This window comes from Rhodothermus bifroesti (assembly GCF_017908595.1).
Lineage (GTDB): Bacteria > Bacteroidota > Rhodothermia > Rhodothermales > Rhodothermaceae > Rhodothermus > Rhodothermus bifroesti.
On record NZ_JAGKTL010000001.1, the window covers coordinates 253,754 to 269,877 of the forward strand.

The window sequence follows — 16,124 nt, forward strand, 5'->3', positions numbered from 1 at the left end:
TATAGCCGTAAACCTCGAAGAGTTTCCTTAAGCTACCATGCCAAGCAAGCCGCGCATCCTTTGGGCCGATGACGAAATTGAATTGCTACGTCCCCATATCTTGTTTCTGGAAACCAAAGGCTACGAGGTAACAAGCGTCACCAACGGCGCCGATGCGATCGAGCAGGTGCGGCGCAACCACTTCGACGTTGTCTTGCTGGATGAGCACATGCCGGGTATGGGCGGTCTAGAAACGCTGGCTGGCATCAAAGCCCTAGCACCAGAGCTGCCGATCGTCTTGGTAACCAAAAGCGAGGAAGAGCAGCTTATGGAAGAAGCCCTAGGGCGCCAGATCAGTGACTACCTTACCAAACCGGTCAATCCAAGTCAGATTCTGCTGACCTGCAAGCGCCTGCTCGAGCAGCCACGCATCCGCAATGAAAAGATTTCCCAGGAATACCTGCAGGCGTTTGCGCGTATTGCTGCCGCCTTACAAGGGCAACTGGCACCCGACGACTGGGTAAGCCTCTATCGCCAGCTAACCCGCTTCGATGTCACGTTAGAAGGAGACGAAGCTGCACGGCAGATTTTGGAAGATCAGTTTCAGGAAGCAAACAGGGTCTTTGCCCGCTACATCGAGGCGGTCTATCCCAACTGGCTTTCCAGCGCGCCTGGTAAGGACCGTCCCCTGCTGTCACACGAAGTGCTACCGCACGTTGTGTTCCCTTTGCTCGAAGAAGGCCGTCCGGTGCTGTTTTTGGTCATCGACTGCATGCGTTTGGACCAATGGCTAGAATTTGAACGCCTTTTGGCTCCGCTTTTTGATCTAAACGTCATGCACTATTTTGCGCTCCTGCCTACGGCAACGCCCTATGCCCGAAATGCGCTCTTTAGCGGACTGCTTCCGCGTGACCTCGCGCGGCGCTATCCCGATGCCTGGTCTGAGGCCGAAGAAAGCGAAAACAGCCGCAACCGTAACGAAGAGTTATTTCTGAGCGAATGCTTATCCCGCCGGCGCATTTCTGCCCGCATCCGCTACGAAAAACTCCTTGGCGCGGCTGACGGACGCACCTTTGCCCGCCAGGTGAACGACTTTTTGCAATACACCCTGAGTGCTGTTGTGGTTAACTTTGTCGATATCCTTGCGCACAGCCGCTCCGACTCCGACGTACTTAAAGAACTGGCCCCAGACGAGCGTGCCTACCGAGCGCTGACCCGCACCTGGTTTGAACACTCCTGGCTTTACCAGGCGTTTCAGGCGCTGGCCCACCAGCGTTGCACTATCCTTCTAACCACGGACCATGGCGCCATCCGATGTCTACATCCTACCAAAGTCATTGGCGACCGGGAAACTTCTACGGCATTACGCTTCAAGTTTGGCCGCAACCTGCGCTGCGACGAACGCCACGCTCTCCTGATTCGTGATCCCCTACCCTTTGGCCTGCCGCGAAGCAGCATCACCACCACCTACCTTTTGGCCAAGGAAGACTACTATTTTGTCTATCCTACCAACTACCATTACTACGTCAACCTCTACCGCGATACGTTTCAGCATGGCGGCATCTCGCTTCAGGAGATGATCGTGCCGCTAGCCATTTTGCGCCCCAAGGCAGTATGAAAGCCGCCCTTACGCTTGCCGACCTGTTGCCCTGCGAGACCAACACGCCCGAAGCCACGCGCGCTCTGGGGAAGCACCTGGCCCGTCGGCTACACCCCGGAGACGTAGTCGCCCTTTACGGCGAACTGGGCTCGGGCAAAACCCAGCTCGTTAAAGGCATTGCCGAGGGCTTGGGCATCCCTGAAGCTGAGGTCAACAGTCCTACGTTTACGCTGCTGCATATTTACTTGGGTGGACGCCTGCCGCTTTACCACTTCGACGCCTACCGCTTGCGCCAGCTCGAAGAGTTCTATGCGCTAGGCTATGAAGAATACTTTTTCGGCGAGGGGGTGAGCATCGTCGAGTGGGCCGAACGCATCGAGCCTTTATTGCCCCCTTATGCTCTGCGCCTGCGCCTGGAACATTTGGGAAACAACCGCCGCCGCATTACCTATTGGCCTACGTAAATTGAGCCTACCCTAAACAACACTCCAAGCTTCATGCAACGCACGACTTTCTTGCTGCTTTTAGGCCTTTGCTTTGCGCTTTCGGCCTGCCATCGTCAAGACCCGCTCGAAATAGCCCAGCAGGCAATCACGCCAGAACGGTTGGCCGAGCACATTCAGGTGCTGGCTTCCGACGCCTTTCTTGGCCGGGCACCGGCATCGGCCGGCGAAATGCTCACCGTAAACTACCTTGTCGAGCAGTTCCAAGCACTCGGTTTGCAACCAGGCCATCAGGGCACCTATACGCAAGACGTACCTCTGGCCGAGCTTACCGTCGATCCGCGCTCCGTTCGTCTGGAAGTGCGCGGACCTCAAGGCCAACTGCACTTCCGATACGGCGACGAAGCGATGCTCTGGACCAAACGCCTAGCCCCTAAAATCACGCTTCAGGCCAGCGAGGTGGTTTTTGTCGGCTACGGCATCGTAGCGCCCGAATACAACTGGAACGACTACGCTGGTGTAGATGTGCGCGGCAAAACGGTACTCATGCTGGTCAACGATCCGGGCTATGCCACGGGCGACTCGGCGCTGTTTACCGGACGCGCCATGACCTATTATGGCCGCTGGACATACAAGTTTGAGGAAGCCGCCCGCCAAGGAGCAGCGGCTGCACTCCTCATTCATGAAACAGGACCAGCCGGCTATCCTTGGGCTGTTGTGCAGGGCTCTTGGTCTGGACCGCAGTTTACGCTCGCTAACGAGCAGCAGAACATGGACCGCTGTGCCCTTGAAGGTTGGCTCACCTACGAAGCTGCACAACGCCTACTTCGGCTAGCCGGACGCGACCTAGAACAGCTCAAGGCTGCTGCGGCACAACCGGGATTTCGAGCCCTACCCCTAGGCCTCCAGCTGTCGGCTGCGCTTGAGAGCACTGTTCGCCAGGTGCAATCGCGTAATGTATTGGCGCTGCTGCCTGGCCAAAAGCAGCCCGACGAGGTCGTGATCTACACCGCGCATTGGGACCACCTGGGCGTCAACCCTTCGCTGGCCGGCGACAGCATCTATAACGGTGCCCTAGACAATGCCACCGGCACTGCAGGCCTGCTTGCCCTAGCCCACGCTTTTACCACTCTGCCTGAACCCCCAGCCCGCTCTGTACTCTTTCTGGCCGTCACCGCCGAAGAGCAAGGCCTATTGGGATCGACTTACTACGCCACACACCCCGTCTTCCCACCGGCAAAAACAGTGGCGGTGCTCAACATGGACGGCCTAAACGTGCTAGGCCCTATGCGGGATGTAACCGTCATCGGCTACGGCCTGTCGGATTTGGACGACTATGCGCAGGCCGCTGCTGCAGCGCAAGGACGCTATTTGCGTCCTGATCCAGAACCCGAAAAAGGCTATTACTACCGCTCCGATCATTTCAGCTTTGCCCGCATCGGCATTCCAGCTTTGTACCTCGACGCCGGCATCGATCACGTAGTGCACGGCACGGAGTGGACGCTCAAGCGCCGCGCCGAATACGTGGCGCAACACTACCACAAGCCCTCGGACGAGTACAATCCTTCTTGGGATCTACATGGCGCCGTAGACGACCTGCGGCTGCTGTTCCACATTGGCTACCAACTGGCCAACAGCACCGACTTCCCTAACTGGCGCGAAGGAACGCCCTTCCGCGCACTGCGCGACCAGCAGCGCAATGAACGCTAAAGCACCGCTATTGGGACTCCCAAGCGCAGCGCCGAAGTGGCTTAGAAAAACATATCCATGCGGGCAAACGCCAGGCCAAGAAATTTCCCGGCAGACATCAACAGCATACACGCCCAAAGACGCTGCCTATACGCCGATCATTGCCACACGCTTATCCGTCCGCTCCAATCGCGGCTTGAGCCTGCGTTCGAACCAGCGTAAGATGCGCTACGTGGTGGCGACCGTGCCAGGCATAAAGCGCCAAGGCCTGGTCCAGCGTGATCCGACCCCGTTCAGGATGAAGAAACGCGCGCTGAAAATCCTCAGCAGCCAAGTTGCGCAGCAGTGCCACCCAACGTGCATGAAGCCCTTCAAGCAGCGCTATAGAAGGTCCAACCGGTGCTGAGCGCGCATCGGGCAATTCAGCCCAGCGCTGTTGATCGTAGGTGCGAATGGACGGCGTCTCTTCGGTCAGGGCCAGTCGGAACCGAAGATAGCCGTTGAGATGACTGTCGGCCAGATGATGCACCACCTGACGCGCTGTCCACCCCCCAGGTCGATAGGACTGGTCTAGCTGCGTTTCGGTAAGCTGGGCTACAGCCTGGCGCACCAAAACCGGTAGCTCGGCCAGCTGCGCAATCAACCCTTCACGCTGCTCGGTGGTCAGCGGCTTTTCAGGCCAGCGAAACGGTCCAATAGGATAACGTAAAGCGTCGGTCATGAACGCATGCGTCGTGACTGGCGGATCGTGTAGGCATTTCTACGGTGAAGGTAGGCAAATGGTTTACACACTTAGGCTTCCTGGTGGCCTGCACAGGCGATCGCGTTAAGATGGACTGCCCTACGTCTTGATCCGTTGCGTCCACGGATAGCCCACAAGACGTTGCTGCAGCCGCCAAAGCGGGGCGTGCACGACCACTACGACATGGTTCGCATCGCCTGAGACCACAATTCCCAAAGCTACTTTTAGCCCACAATGCCTTCCAAAGGCAAGCCAACGTGTGCCTTATCACGCCTTCCGAAACCGCTTTCTAAAAATTAAATTCTATTAATCCATTGTTTTAAGATATTGACTTTAGTTTCTCATTTTCCTAAATAAAATACGGAGTCTTGATTTAATAACCTAAAAAAGTCAAAACAGTCATGCGATCTTCTAAACTACTGTTCTGGCCGCTTGTATTCCTTGCGTTGCCAGCGCAGGCTCAGGGGACAGCGGAGGCCTCGATCTCAAGTGGGGATACCGCTTGGATGCTGGTTGCCACAGCCCTGGTATTGCTGATGACGCCCGCGTTGGCTTTCTTTTACGGTGGCCTGGTGCGCGCCAAAAATGCCCTGAATACGATGATGATGAGCTTCATTGCGCTGGGCATTTCGGGTGTGCTCTGGGCTGTGCTAGGTTATTCGCTGGCTTTTGGGGAAGGGTCGGCTTGGATTGGGGACTTCTCCAAGGTCCTGCTCATGGGCGTTGGGCTGGAGCCCAGCGGAAGCATTCCGCACTTGCTGTTCATGGCCTTTCAGGGGACGTTTGCCATTATTACCGCTGCGCTGATCTCTGGGGCCATTGTCGAGCGCATGCAGTTTAAGGCGTATCTTTGGTTTATTGGTCTGTGGGGCCTGCTTGTTTATGCGCCGATTGCCCATTGGGTCTGGGGTGGAGGTTGGCTGGCCGATTTGGGCGCCTTAGACTTTGCTGGGGGGGCTGTTGTGCACGTAAATGCTGCAGCTGCTGCCATAGGTGCCGTGTTGTTCTTAGGACCGCGCCGGGACTATGGGCGTCAGGCCATGTTGCCCCACAACGTACCCTTTGTGCTGTTGGGCGCTGGACTGCTGTGGTTTGGCTGGTTTGGCTTCAACGGCGGGAGTGCACTGGCCTCGAACGAAAGCGCCGCATTGGCTTTTGTCAACACGATGCTAGCGCCTGCAGCAACCCTTAGCGCCTGGGCCTTTTTGGACCTGATCCGGAGCGGTAAGGTAACTGCTGTTGGTGCTGCTACAGCCATTGTGGTGGGCCTGGTGGCCATTACCCCTGCAGCAGGGTTTGTTCCCCCCTGGGCAGCCCTGCTCATTGGCGCGCTTTCAGCCTTACCCAGCTATTTTGCCATCCTCTGGCGGCCCCGCACTCGGTTCGACGATTCGCTGGACGTATTTGCTGCCCATGGGCTTGGGGGCGCCAGCGGTGCGCTTCTGACGGGGGTCTTCGCCCATGCAGCCTGGAACGGAACGGCCGACGGGCTGCTTTTTGGGAATCCCGGTCAAGTCCTGGTGCAGCTCCTTTCTGTCGTAGCCGTCCTGTTCTACAGCAGCGTGGTCTCGTTCCTGATCCTGAAAGTCCTGAGCCTCTTTATGCCTGTCCGTGCAGCGGCGCCCGACGAAGCCCGCGGCCTTGATGTGGTGCTGCATGGCGAAGAAGCGTACGCTTACGGTGAGGGTGCCGTCTTGCTGCTCGAGCATGAACGGGCCAACGGTACGGCCCCCGCAACAGCGCCGCGGCCACAACCGGCTACAACCGCATAACCTTTAAACTTGCCTTCCGCCATGAAACTCATCCGTGCAATCATTCGACCCGAAAAACTCAGTGACGTGCTCAAAGCCCTCTTTCAAACTGAGGTGTACGGGCTAACGGTGAGCCGCGTCCAGGGTCACGGTGGCGAAACCGAACTCGTGGAAACCTACCGCGGCACTACGGTCAAAATGGAACTGCACGACAAGATCATGCTCGACATTGGCGTATCAGACCATTTTGTCGAGCGCACCGTAGCAGCCATCTTGCGTTCAGCCCGCACAGGCGAGGTCGGTGACGGCAAGATCTTTGTCCTTCCCGTAGAAAAAGTCTACCGCATCCGTACAGGAGAAACCGACGAAGCAGCCGTCACACCCGTTACCGTGACCACCGCCTAAGAGCTCGTTTCCGAAGCCCCCTTTCCTGCGGGAAAGGGGGCTTTTTTGTTGCAGAAACGGTACGTTTGCCAAGGAACTCTGCAGCGGCCCGCCACTTTTTTAAGCTAGAGCAAACCTCTTTAGTGCCGTGGCCGCTTTAGATCTCTGGAAAGCGGTTTTAGCAGGCGACCGCACCGCCTTTCGCCAATGGGTCACGCCGCATGTTGACGAGCTGCTGCTGGCTGCACGCCGCGAGCTCTCGCATTACCAGCGGCTTAAAATGCTCCGACCGGAAGATCTGACCCCCGAAGAACTGGTCGGAGAAACGCTGCTTACCGCCTGGCGCCAGCGGCACCGCAAGCCCTGGCGACTTAGCGTGCGCGCCTGGCTGCTGGGCCTGCTCAACCGGGTGCTTGTCCGCTATGTGGCTCGTGAACGCACCTTTCGCCGGCTTTGGGAGCTGTCTTTAGAGGCTCCCCTACCCCCAGAGCCTATCTACGACGATGACGAATCCTTTTGGGAGTGGTACCAGCCAGACGATCTGGAGCGCTGGGAAGATGTGATCCCCGACGCTGCTACGCTCACCGAAGAGCAGCTGTCGCTCGAAGAAGCCCCACCGGAGGCGCTGGACGTGCTCGAACCTGAAGAGCGACAGGTATTGCTGCTGCACGACCTGCATAAGCTGTCCCTTCAGGAAGTGGCCTTCGTGATGCAGCGTTCGGTTCGCGAAACGGCCGAGTTGCTGCAGCGTGCCCGCAGGCGCATGCAGACCGTACGTGCCTAAGGGCCCGCAATCGCTACGCCATGCAAACCTGAAAAAAACGATGGAAAAATCCATGGTGCAGTTGACCGAGACGTTCTCGCCAGCTTTGAGGGACCAGATTCTGGCGCGCTTGGAGCAAGAGCGCACCGAACCCGCTTACCGCCTGCTTACGCCAACTGCCTTGCGTCAGCTCGGTGAAACGAAGTCCAACGGCGATCCTATTGTCAGCCTTTACCTGAAGCTGACGCCTGAACGCCGGCAAAAGGGAAGCTGGCACGCGGTCTTTAAAGATTTAACCCGAACCCAACTGGAAACGATCAGTGATCCTCGGCTACGCGACCATGTGGCTGAGGAACTTGAACGCATCGAGCTGGCGCTAAAAGAAGGGCTGCCTGCGATGGGTCGCGGTGTAGCCTTTTTCGTGTGCGAATCCTTGGGCCTCTGGCGGCAGATTGCGCTTCCGATTCCGCTGCCCGATCGTCTTGAACTGGCCTCGACGCCTTACACGCGCCCTTTGGTGCGCACGCGCGACGAGCACGACCGCTTTGTCGTGGCAGTGCTTTCGCGCGAACACAGCCGCTTTTTCATCAGCCAAATCGGCTACGTCGAAGAAGTGCTGACGCTAAGCGGTCCCAAACTCCGCGGCTTGGTTACCGACTGGATCGACTGGAATCAACGCGACGACCTTGAACGCCAGCTTAACGAACAAACCGGAAAAGCGCTGGCGTACATTGCAGCCTTGGTTTTTCAACAGTTCGAAGCACGCTACCTGCTTTTTTCCGCGCCAGAAAAGCTAAAGCCAAGCTTTTTAGGCAACCTACCCAAAAGCGTTCAGGAGCACATTGGAGGAGAGTTTACCATCGATGTCCACGCCCCCAATGTGCGGGTTGCTGAGGTTATTGATCCCCTTGAGCGGGCAGTCGAGGCGCGGGAAGAGGTGCGCACCGTGGAGCAGATCCAAGAAAGTCTGCCCGACCGGGGTCTTTGGGGGATTGAACAGGTTGTCGATGCCCTGAACCAACGGCGCGTCATGACCCTAGCCGTGGACGACGACTTTCAGGTCTCCGGAGGGTATTGCCCTCGCTGCGATCTCCTCATGCTGGACGCCACAAAGCCCTGCCCGGCTTGTGGCGAGGCTGTCGAGCCGGAATCCGACCTGGTAGATCAGGCCCTTGAGCTTGCCTTGGCCCAAAATGCCACGGTTGAGCTGGTACGCAGCGAGGCAGCACGCCGGCTGATGGCCTCCTATGCCCCTATAGGCGCCCTGCTGCGTTTTTGAATACGCGCACCGTTTGGGCGGCGCTAAGCGCCCCATCACGACCTCAGAGAATCGACCTCCGGTGCTAGCCCACTGTAAGCGCTGCTTCAGAACAAACAGAGGTGCGCCCGCTGCCCTGAGCAAAACGTAAACAAAAATGCAGATTTTTTGACCCTTATGCCGTTTCAAACCCGTGGCTCTTGAACTTTAGGGTCCTGGCATTTTCGGTGACGGTGCGCACCACGTTTTCCGGAATCCCCTCGGGCGCGACGACCTCGATCTCCAGCGTCACCTGGACCTGCGCCCCAGGGACGTTGACGAGGTGGGTGAGGATCTCCTGAGCGATCCTGCCCGCCTCCGCCCCGGTCCGCACGGCGTCCAGGCTCACGGTCCCGTGGAAGCGGGTGGGGAGTTTCAGAGGCGCCGGTGGCTCCGGCCCAGCATCGAGTCCTGCCACTGTGGGCCCCTCCACCCTTTCGCCTCCAGAAGCAGGCGCCGCGCCGGGCCCAACTGCTTCCATCTGCCTCTTCGCCGCCTCAGGCTTCACCACCAGACCCTGGGGAGCTTCCGCTGAGATGTGCACTTGTTGGCCAGCCCGAAGCCCCCGGTAGCGACCCGCAGCCTCATCGAAGCTATCCGCGTAGGCGAAGGTCTCCTGCTCCCAGGTCAGGAGCGCCACCCCATCCCGCACGGCCTCCACGAGCACGGCCGGGCTCTTGAGGCGCGGTAGGTAGATGTAGCGAGCGAAGTCCTCGATGAGTTGCTGGATGGACACATGATCTCCACGCCACAGCGGAACCTTGTCCAGTTCCATCCGAAGCCGCGTTCCGGCTAGCTGGATTAACAGCAGCTCTTCCTTCACGAGCCTGGCGCTTGCTCGCACCGCAAGCCCCTCATTACCCTGCAAACGGATCTCCTGCCATGTGACTTCGCCATGGGGATCTGTCTGGACCGGCACCAGTAACCACTGAAAGGTCTCAGGGAGTCGCACGTTCACGGTGACGTCGGCAGCCACCTTCTGCGACTCGGCCTGTCGCACCTGATGCGGGGAAAGATCGAGAACTTCCTTGTCCTGCAGGATGGACTCCCAAGCCAGGTAGCGCCGGACGGCCTCCTCCAGGTCCTGCAGCCGTGCTTGATCCGCTGCCAGAAAGACCAGCGTATTCCGGTTGTGGCGCGGGGAGCTCCCGCGCCACTCAAGGACCTGCTTCGCGAAAATCAGGGCCGGGCTCTCCTGACCCCTGGTGTGGGGATGATCAACCCCAAGGACGACGAGCCGGGCGTCCAGGTCGTCGGGCACATCCTGACTGGTGCGCGGGAAGTCGTGGACGCGGCTGAACTGACCCGGCCGCCGTCGTACGTCCTCCCGCACCCGCCGCTCGATTTCGCGGGCCACCTTCTCTGGTTCCCGCTCGAGCTGGGCTGCGCGCTCCTCCGCAACCTTTGTGACCGTCCGTTGTGTGGAGTACCAGTAACGAGTCCCGTCCTGATAGAGGTGAATCGCCTCGCTTGCCAGTCGCCGCAGCGCATCGCCGAAAACCGCGGGTGCCTCCCCCGGCATCACGCACCCGAGGCGAATCCGCCGGTCTTCGATGCCCTGGTGGGCAGTCCGCTGAATTGGGGCTGAGCCCAGGTAAATAGTACGTGCCACTCGCCGGCAGGCGTGGTACTTGCCTAGGTTAGGCACCTCGGAGTCCAATCGGACCGGCAACGAGCTTGGTCCGTCCACGTCCTTCTCGATCACCGGCACCCAGTTCTCCGACAGGTACCGGGTCAGCTCGAACTGCACCTGGGAGTCGTCCATCGGAATGGTGCAAGGCAGGATCAGCGGGTTCCGATCGCCACGCTCCCACAGGCTGTGGATCACTGCGGCCATGAGCCGCAGAACCCCTCGTGTGCGCTGAAACTTCGCCAGGGTGGACCAGTCTTCGTACAGACGGGCGAACACCTCGGGGTGGATCGGATACGCCGCCTGCAGCCGACGCTCGTACTCGGCCTCCGCACACTCCGGGGGGAACTCGCCTTTCTGCGTGCGATAGAGGTCGGCAAAGGCCCGCGCAGTCACGTCCCGCGCCTTGAACTGCTCGGGGTCGGTCATGGGCTCGAACAGGCGCCGTCGCACGATCTCGAAGCTCTCCTCGGCAGTGGCCGGCCGCCACGGGGACTCGACGCGTCCGATCACGTTGCGCAGCCGATCCAGCGCCTCCCGTCCGCGCACGCCGCCCACCTCGATGTCTTCGGCCGTAGCGTGGGGCGACGCAGGTGTGTCCGAGGCTGGAAGGGAGACCACGACCACGCAGTTCTTCGCGGCCCGGGCGGACTCGGTCAGCGCCTGCGCGAAGGTGAACTGCGTGTCGAAAGTCCCTCCGGGTAGGTCCGCCTGATCATGGAGCTGGCGTGCGTAGGCCACCCACTCGTCAATAAGCACCAAGCACGGGCCGTACGCGTTGAACAACTCCCGGAGGACGTCCCCCGGGCTTGTGGCAAGCTCGTCATCTTTTGCTATTCGGGCATAGGCTTTTCTGGCTTCCTCGAGGCCACCGGCCGCAAACCCGAGCTGCCAAGCGAGCTCGCCCCACAGGGTTCGGACCACCGTCCCGTCCGGCTTCACCGTCGGATTCCCCGGCGAGATACGGTTTCCGACCAGCACCACCCGCTGGACCCTCGGCAGCGTGTGCACCCCCGCCTCGGCCATTACCTCCTCCACCCCTGGCAGCTCTGCCGGAGGCCGGCCGCTGAACAGGTGGTAGAGGGCGATCATCGCATGGGTCTTGCCACCTCCAAAGTTGGTCTGGAGCTGAACCACTGGGTCCCCCCCTGTGCCCGACAGGCGTTGCACCGCCCGCACCAGCAATCGTTTCAGGTTCTCTGTCAGATAGGTGCGGCGGAAGAACTCCACGGGATCCTGGTACTCCGAGGTCGCCTCGCCTAGGTAAACCTGCCAGAGGTCCGCAGCGAACTCTGCCTGTTGATAGCGGCCGCTGGCCACGTCGGGGTGCGGGGTAACCACCTCCCTCCAGGGCTTGAGCGCCCCTGCGGCCGCCGCTTCGACCAGCGACCCACCGACCTTCCGCCGCTCCGACCGTAACTGTTCGTCGAAGCGGACCCGCAACAGCTCCTGCTTCATTCGCGCCAGCTCTTCGGCCTGAGATGCGGAGATGGCGGTCAGCAAGCGCTCTACGGAGTCCAGCACCCGATAGGCATCGTCAGTGCTGAATGCCTCTTGGTGGGCCCACTTGTTGCGCCAGGTTCTTAGCTCGGATACAAGGGAGCGTTCCGCATACCCCAGGGTTTGACGGAAAACCTCGTTCCATCCTTCCCACATCACCTTAAGAAGCGCTGCCGCATCCCACTGGGAGATCGGCTTGGGGGAAGAACGGTCCTCACCCAGAAACCCCAGCGCCTTAGTCTGGGCTGTTTCCCCATACCGGCTCTGAAACTCCCGCTCCACGAAACCTGCGAGTCCCGCTCGCAGGAGTTCCAGGGCTTTGCTCACGCGTTCGTAGTTGGTTACTGCCATCTTATCCGTCGGGACCTTTCCTTGCTAGTATCTTTCATTAAAGACAGCCTCTAGCCCGCACTTTCTCATGCCCCCCCGTTTTCGAACAGGGAGGCAGTAGTGGGACCTTGTTCCCGTGCGAGACGGACCAGCTCTGGCCAACCTAGGACCAGGGCGTTGTAGCCCTGGCCTTCCTGTGACCATTTCTTTTTTTCGCAGACATTGTACAGCCGGTACGCCAGCTCCCGCGCTAGGTCTCCCCGGGAACCCAGCTTCCGCAGCAGGGCGGCCGTGGCCTCGTCCCCGGCCTTCTCGTGGTAGTAGACCCGGAGCAGGTGGTGGGTCGCCTCCCAGACCGTGAAGCGGCGGTCCCGCTCGGGGTCCCAGTCGTTCCTCAGTTCCTCCGGGCGCAGGAGCCGGACTTTGCCCCCTTTCGTGACCACGATACCCGCCTCGACCAGGCCGCTCACCGAGGTCACTTTGGCTTTGGAGAGGAGTTCCGCCTGGCCGAACTCCCCTTCGTCGAAGCCGTGCTGCTCGAACCAGGCGATGGCCCAGCGGGTGTCGTTGTCGAATTCATCTTCTTGCTCCGAGAGCACCTCGGTGAGGACCTGGTTGATGAGACCCAGGGCGGTGCGGACGCTCATGGGCCGGCCGCTCGCCTCCAGCACCCGGCTGTATTTCGAGTAAATGGCCATGCCGGGACCGATGGCCGCCTGGGCGAAGTCCACCGGGGCGATGTTGCCCTGCTGGAGCCAGCGCAGCGCCGCTGGCAGCTCCCGCTTTAGTTCGGTCACGAACGACCGCCGGTCCGTCTGCGGGGCGTCCTCGGGACGACGGCGGCAAGCGATGACGATGTAGGAGGCGAGCGCGTTGGCTTCCATCGCGTTCATCCGCCACTTCTGCGCCGACCGGACCGGCCAGGTGGCGGTGATCTGGAAGCCGGTGCCAATCAACGCTTCAAGCATGGTCTCCCAACCAGTGGTACGGTCGATCCTGGGAGCGCCCCCGGGAGCGTCGGCTTCCAGCCGGTCCACCTCAGGACCGCCAACATCTTGCCGGCCCAATGCCGCCGGGACGGCGGCGCTCCCAGGATTACCGCCGGCATCTTGCCGGCTCCTGGGACCGCCGGCTTCCAGCCGGCTCTCATCCTCATCCTCCTCAGCGCCGCTCTCCACGTCATCTTGCTTAAAGGCATAGTACACCGTGAGCGGAAACCGCGGGTCCATCTTCTCCCGCAGGATGGCAAAGGCCTGGCGGAACCCCTGTTCGAAGTGCTCCTTGGCCTTGCGCTTGTCGCCATCGAACCGCTCCGGCGCCGCCACCAGCTCCGGCTCCTTGGGCACGAGGATGGTGGCGAAGAGCTCCGGGTAGAGGTCGCCGATCGTGCGGCGAAGCCAGACGTAGAAGAAGTCGGACAAGGCCGCGTAGCCGATGTTGTCGTAGTAGGGCGGGTCGGTGGAGACGAGGACGTCTCGGAGCCCGTCCCACGGCCGAGCGGCGTCGATGGGGCGGGCGTGGCCTGAGTGGTGTGTCGCAATGGTCTCAAGGCAGTCCGCTACGCGCTCGACGCAGACGTTCCATGAACATCGCCCTTCAGCAAGCGTATTCCCCTCGGCAAAATCCCACGTCATCGGTATAGCTTGGCGTCCAAAGGAATGCATAACCACTTGGTCATGTGGATTCCAAGCGCATAGTGAGCTGGTATGGTCTGCGCACCGATCCAGGGCCAGGGCCAGGAAGGTGGCGACGGCGGCGGTGTAGGCGTCGGCGTCGGCTTCCGAGAGCCCGGCGGCCAGGGCATCCCGCCGCACGTCCTCTCGCACCTCCCGGACCAGGTCCGACAGCGTCACCATCGCCGTGAGCTGGCGAGGGGTGAAGAGGTCGCCGTACTTCCTGAGGCCGTAGCCCACGCACCAAACATTGCGAGGATCGTCCACGAGTTCGCCATCGGGCCTCCACACCGGCTCCGCCCGCCTGGCGACTGCCTCATATTCGTCAGCCGCTGGCAGGTAAACCCGCCCGCGGCCGGTGTCCGCCACGATCGCCACCAAGCGCTGACCCAGCCGACCAGCTTGTCCTTCTTTCTTGATGTGGTCGTCCGAGATGGGATCTCCGGTCAGCAGACAGCGAAACTGGGCGCGACCGGTCTTGGTGCCAGCCTTTACCGCCTCCCGGTCCCGCGGTGCACCGGTGCGAACACGGAAGCGCCAGGCATTCCGCGCCCGGTCCACCACCGGCTCGAGCCAGGCCTCGCTTCCCTTCTTGCTGGACAGCCAGAACGTGGTCATGAGCGGCACGTGTGCGCCCCGGGCCGCGGGGTTGGGGCTCGGCACGGTGCGCGCCCAGAGCCAGGCGATGACCGGCAGCTCCTTCCCCACGTAGGGCTTGAGGTGCGGGTGCTCGGCCGCCATCTCGGCCGTCACCTTCACCGGCGGGTACAAGTGCCCGATCCTGTCCCGTGCCCGCTCCAGGATCACCCGTCCGTAGTAGCGGACGTCGGCCGCCAGACCGGCGGCGCCGCGCCAGCCCCTCGTCCCCCCGATCTTCCGCCGGTCCTCCGGGTTCACCGGCGGGTGGTCGCTCCAGCGCGGGACGATCTCGAGATACACCTTGTTCAAGAGCACCGCGACCGGGTTTAGGTCCCCGGCGTACGCCTCGAACCCGAGCCGCGCGGCCTCGAGCGGAATCGAGCCCCCGCCCGCAAAGGGGTCCAGCACGGGGGGCAGCTTCCCGTCGCAGTACTTCAGCATCTCCGCCCGGGCCTCGGCGTAGACCTCGGGGTGCTTGTGGAGCTGCTTCTGCATCATCCGCCGGATGATCCCAAAAAGGCGCTCCCGCTCGGCGGCCTGAGCTTCCTCGGTTGGGAATCGCTCCGGATGGCTGCTCGGGTCATCCACGACAGAAGCAAAGAGTACGGCCCGTGCCACCGGTAGCGGTAACCTCGCCCACCAGTGGTGAATCCCCTTGGGGTGTGCCCCGATCCCCGGCATCTTGTCGTACCCAGAGGCGTCGTTGATTTCTGGAAGCGGCAACGCTACCTCGATCAGTTTTCGCACAGTTTCGTTACTCATTTCGGATCCTTCAGTCTCCGTTCACTGGCGGTGCTCCTCTTGAACGCGCATCCTCTCCACACCTCTTCGGATCCGTGCACATCCCTCCGGCACCGAGTACACCGTCGCAATGGATGCGGCTATCCCACCCAGCGAAGGCCCTTCTAGCACCCCTTCAACTGCCGCAACGATGTCTGCCCCAACCAGAATCGCCCCTCCCAGTGCGGCCCCCCAGCCCTCTCTCCTCGGCCACAAATTGCGAACTCGTTCAAGGCTCAGCTCTCGTTTAAAGCGCCAGATTCTATTGGAGAATATGGTGAACGGATTAGGCATGCGCAAAAGAAGTGCAAAAACGTTGCGGCTTCCTCTCTGTCCCACCTCCGCAATAGCCTCTTGTGGGGACAACCTCCCGCCCACAAGTTCAGCCGTGTCCTCGATAGACACTCCCAGGGACTCGGCCAACCTGAGGATATCGGGGGGCGGCCATTCTCGCTCGGCTCCGTATCCCTCGGGCGTCGCCTGTGCAAGGTGTGCGATAACCTCATGCAGGCCCGACTTTTCCATCGTCTCCTGGATTATTGCAGCGTGCCGGATCGCATCTTCGTATGCCTGCTCTGCACTTCTCGGCAACTCTACAAACACCACCCAGGCTCTCCTGTAGTACGGAAGCCAATACACCCCCCCTTCTTCCAACAACACGAAAGGCATTTCTTTTAGCTCGTCGGGCGGGATCGTCTCCAGTTCTGCCCGAAATACCTCATCTACTACGAGTATCCGCCTTAAGGCCGCTTCTACGCCTCGCGTTGCCGCTACGATATCTTCGGCTTCCACGCGCGACAGCGCATGCCCTAGCAGGTATCCTAGTTCGAATGCTTTCCGATCCATCGGTAGTCTCCTTCTCCAGCCCGTTTACCACAGGCCACCGGTGTACTTTACAGCATGGTCCTGTATGGCCGCATCCAA

11 protein-coding genes are annotated in these 16,124 nt (G+C 60.7%); 7 read left to right on the forward strand and 4 right to left on the reverse strand.

Annotation, left to right across the window (positions count from 1 at the left end; genetic code table 11):
- Positions 1 to 37 precede the first annotated feature (37 nt).
- Genes porX through J8E65_RS00975 form a run of 3 tightly spaced genes read left to right on the forward strand, consistent with a single transcriptional unit; the run spans position 38 to position 3,732 of the window.
- Positions 38 to 1,597: a T9SS response regulator signal transducer PorX gene (gene porX / locus J8E65_RS00965; protein ID WP_210373533.1), complete on the forward strand. Its 1,560-nt coding sequence runs from the start codon at positions 38 to 40 to the stop codon at positions 1,595 to 1,597.
- Positions 1,594 to 2,043 (forward strand): tRNA (adenosine(37)-N6)-threonylcarbamoyltransferase complex ATPase subunit type 1 TsaE, encoded by a 450-nt coding sequence (tsaE, locus tag J8E65_RS00970; protein WP_210373534.1) that lies wholly within the window; start codon positions 1,594 to 1,596, stop codon positions 2,041 to 2,043. The genes porX and tsaE overlap by 4 nt, the downstream gene beginning before the upstream one ends.
- A 33-nt stretch (positions 2,044 to 2,076) precedes the next feature.
- Positions 2,077 to 3,732 (forward strand): M28 family metallopeptidase, encoded by a 1,656-nt coding sequence (locus tag J8E65_RS00975; RefSeq protein ID WP_210373535.1) that lies wholly within the window; start codon positions 2,077 to 2,079, stop codon positions 3,730 to 3,732.
- Positions 3,733 to 3,883: 151 nt separating this feature from the next.
- On the opposite strand, the gene J8E65_RS00980 is transcribed toward J8E65_RS00975, so the two are convergent.
- Positions 3,884 to 4,432, reverse strand: a complete 549-nt coding sequence (locus tag J8E65_RS00980; RefSeq protein ID WP_210373536.1) for a YfiT family bacillithiol transferase — start codon at positions 4,430 to 4,432, stop codon at positions 3,884 to 3,886.
- A gap of 422 nt (positions 4,433 to 4,854) precedes the next feature.
- On the opposite strand from J8E65_RS00980, the gene J8E65_RS00985 reads away from it, so the two are divergent.
- From J8E65_RS00985 to J8E65_RS01000, 4 genes are all read left to right on the forward strand, one after another.
- Positions 4,855 to 6,225: an ammonium transporter gene (locus J8E65_RS00985; RefSeq protein WP_210373537.1), complete on the forward strand. Its 1,371-nt coding sequence runs from the start codon at positions 4,855 to 4,857 to the stop codon at positions 6,223 to 6,225.
- Positions 6,226 to 6,246: 21 nt separating this feature from the next.
- Positions 6,247 to 6,609: a P-II family nitrogen regulator gene (locus J8E65_RS00990; RefSeq protein WP_210373538.1), complete on the forward strand. Its 363-nt coding sequence runs from the start codon at positions 6,247 to 6,249 to the stop codon at positions 6,607 to 6,609.
- A 127-nt stretch (positions 6,610 to 6,736) separates the two neighbouring features.
- Positions 6,737 to 7,372: a sigma factor-like helix-turn-helix DNA-binding protein gene (locus J8E65_RS00995; RefSeq protein WP_210373539.1), complete on the forward strand. Its 636-nt coding sequence runs from the start codon at positions 6,737 to 6,739 to the stop codon at positions 7,370 to 7,372.
- Positions 7,373 to 7,412: 40 nt separating this feature from the next.
- Positions 7,413 to 8,630 carry a baeRF10 domain-containing protein gene (locus J8E65_RS01000; protein ID WP_210373540.1) on the forward strand — a complete coding sequence of 406 codons (1,218 nt, stop codon included), beginning with the start codon at positions 7,413 to 7,415 and terminating at the stop codon, positions 8,628 to 8,630.
- 154 nt (positions 8,631 to 8,784) lie between these two features.
- Here J8E65_RS01000 and J8E65_RS01005 read toward each other — a convergent pair whose 3' ends face one another.
- The 3 genes from J8E65_RS01005 to J8E65_RS01015 all read right to left on the reverse strand — a co-directional run bounded on the left by J8E65_RS01005 (position 8,785) and on the right by J8E65_RS01015 (position 16,046).
- Positions 8,785 to 12,129, reverse strand: coding sequence for a Swt1 family HEPN domain-containing protein (locus J8E65_RS01005; RefSeq protein WP_210373541.1), 3,345 nt, complete (start codon positions 12,127 to 12,129; stop codon positions 8,785 to 8,787).
- Between the two features lie 65 nt (positions 12,130 to 12,194).
- Positions 12,195 to 15,182, reverse strand: coding sequence for a DUF1156 domain-containing protein (locus J8E65_RS01010; protein WP_210373542.1), 2,988 nt, complete (start codon positions 15,180 to 15,182; stop codon positions 12,195 to 12,197).
- A gap of 21 nt (positions 15,183 to 15,203) precedes the next feature.
- Positions 15,204 to 16,046 carry a hypothetical protein gene (locus tag J8E65_RS01015; RefSeq protein ID WP_210373543.1) on the reverse strand — a complete coding sequence of 281 codons (843 nt, stop codon included), beginning with the start codon at positions 16,044 to 16,046 and terminating at the stop codon, positions 15,204 to 15,206.
- Positions 16,047 to 16,124 lie beyond the last annotated feature (78 nt).

What these genes read in the sequence shown, in the direction of transcription:
- J8E65_RS00975 (WP_210373535.1), top strand. Translation starts at nt 2,077, where the DNA reads ATGCAACGCACGACTTTCTTGCTGCTTTTAGGCCTTTGCTTTGCGCTT.
- J8E65_RS01005 (WP_210373541.1), bottom strand. Translation starts at nt 12,129, where the DNA reads ATGGCAGTAACCAACTACGAACGCGTGAGCAAAGCCCTGGAACTCCTG.
- porX (WP_210373533.1), top strand. Translation starts at nt 38, where the DNA reads ATGCCAAGCAAGCCGCGCATCCTTTGGGCCGATGACGAAATTGAATTG.
- J8E65_RS01015 (WP_210373543.1), bottom strand. Translation starts at nt 16,046, where the DNA reads ATGGATCGGAAAGCATTCGAACTAGGATACCTGCTAGGGCATGCGCTG.
- J8E65_RS00980 (WP_210373536.1), bottom strand. Translation starts at nt 4,432, where the DNA reads ATGACCGACGCTTTACGTTATCCTATTGGACCGTTTCGCTGGCCTGAA.
- J8E65_RS01000 (WP_210373540.1), top strand. Translation starts at nt 7,413, where the DNA reads ATGGAAAAATCCATGGTGCAGTTGACCGAGACGTTCTCGCCAGCTTTG.
- J8E65_RS00990 (WP_210373538.1), top strand. Translation starts at nt 6,247, where the DNA reads ATGAAACTCATCCGTGCAATCATTCGACCCGAAAAACTCAGTGACGTG.
- tsaE (WP_210373534.1), top strand. Translation starts at nt 1,594, where the DNA reads ATGAAAGCCGCCCTTACGCTTGCCGACCTGTTGCCCTGCGAGACCAAC.
- J8E65_RS00985 (WP_210373537.1), top strand. Translation starts at nt 4,855, where the DNA reads ATGCGATCTTCTAAACTACTGTTCTGGCCGCTTGTATTCCTTGCGTTG.
- J8E65_RS01010 (WP_210373542.1), bottom strand. Translation starts at nt 15,182, where the DNA reads ATGAGTAACGAAACTGTGCGAAAACTGATCGAGGTAGCGTTGCCGCTT.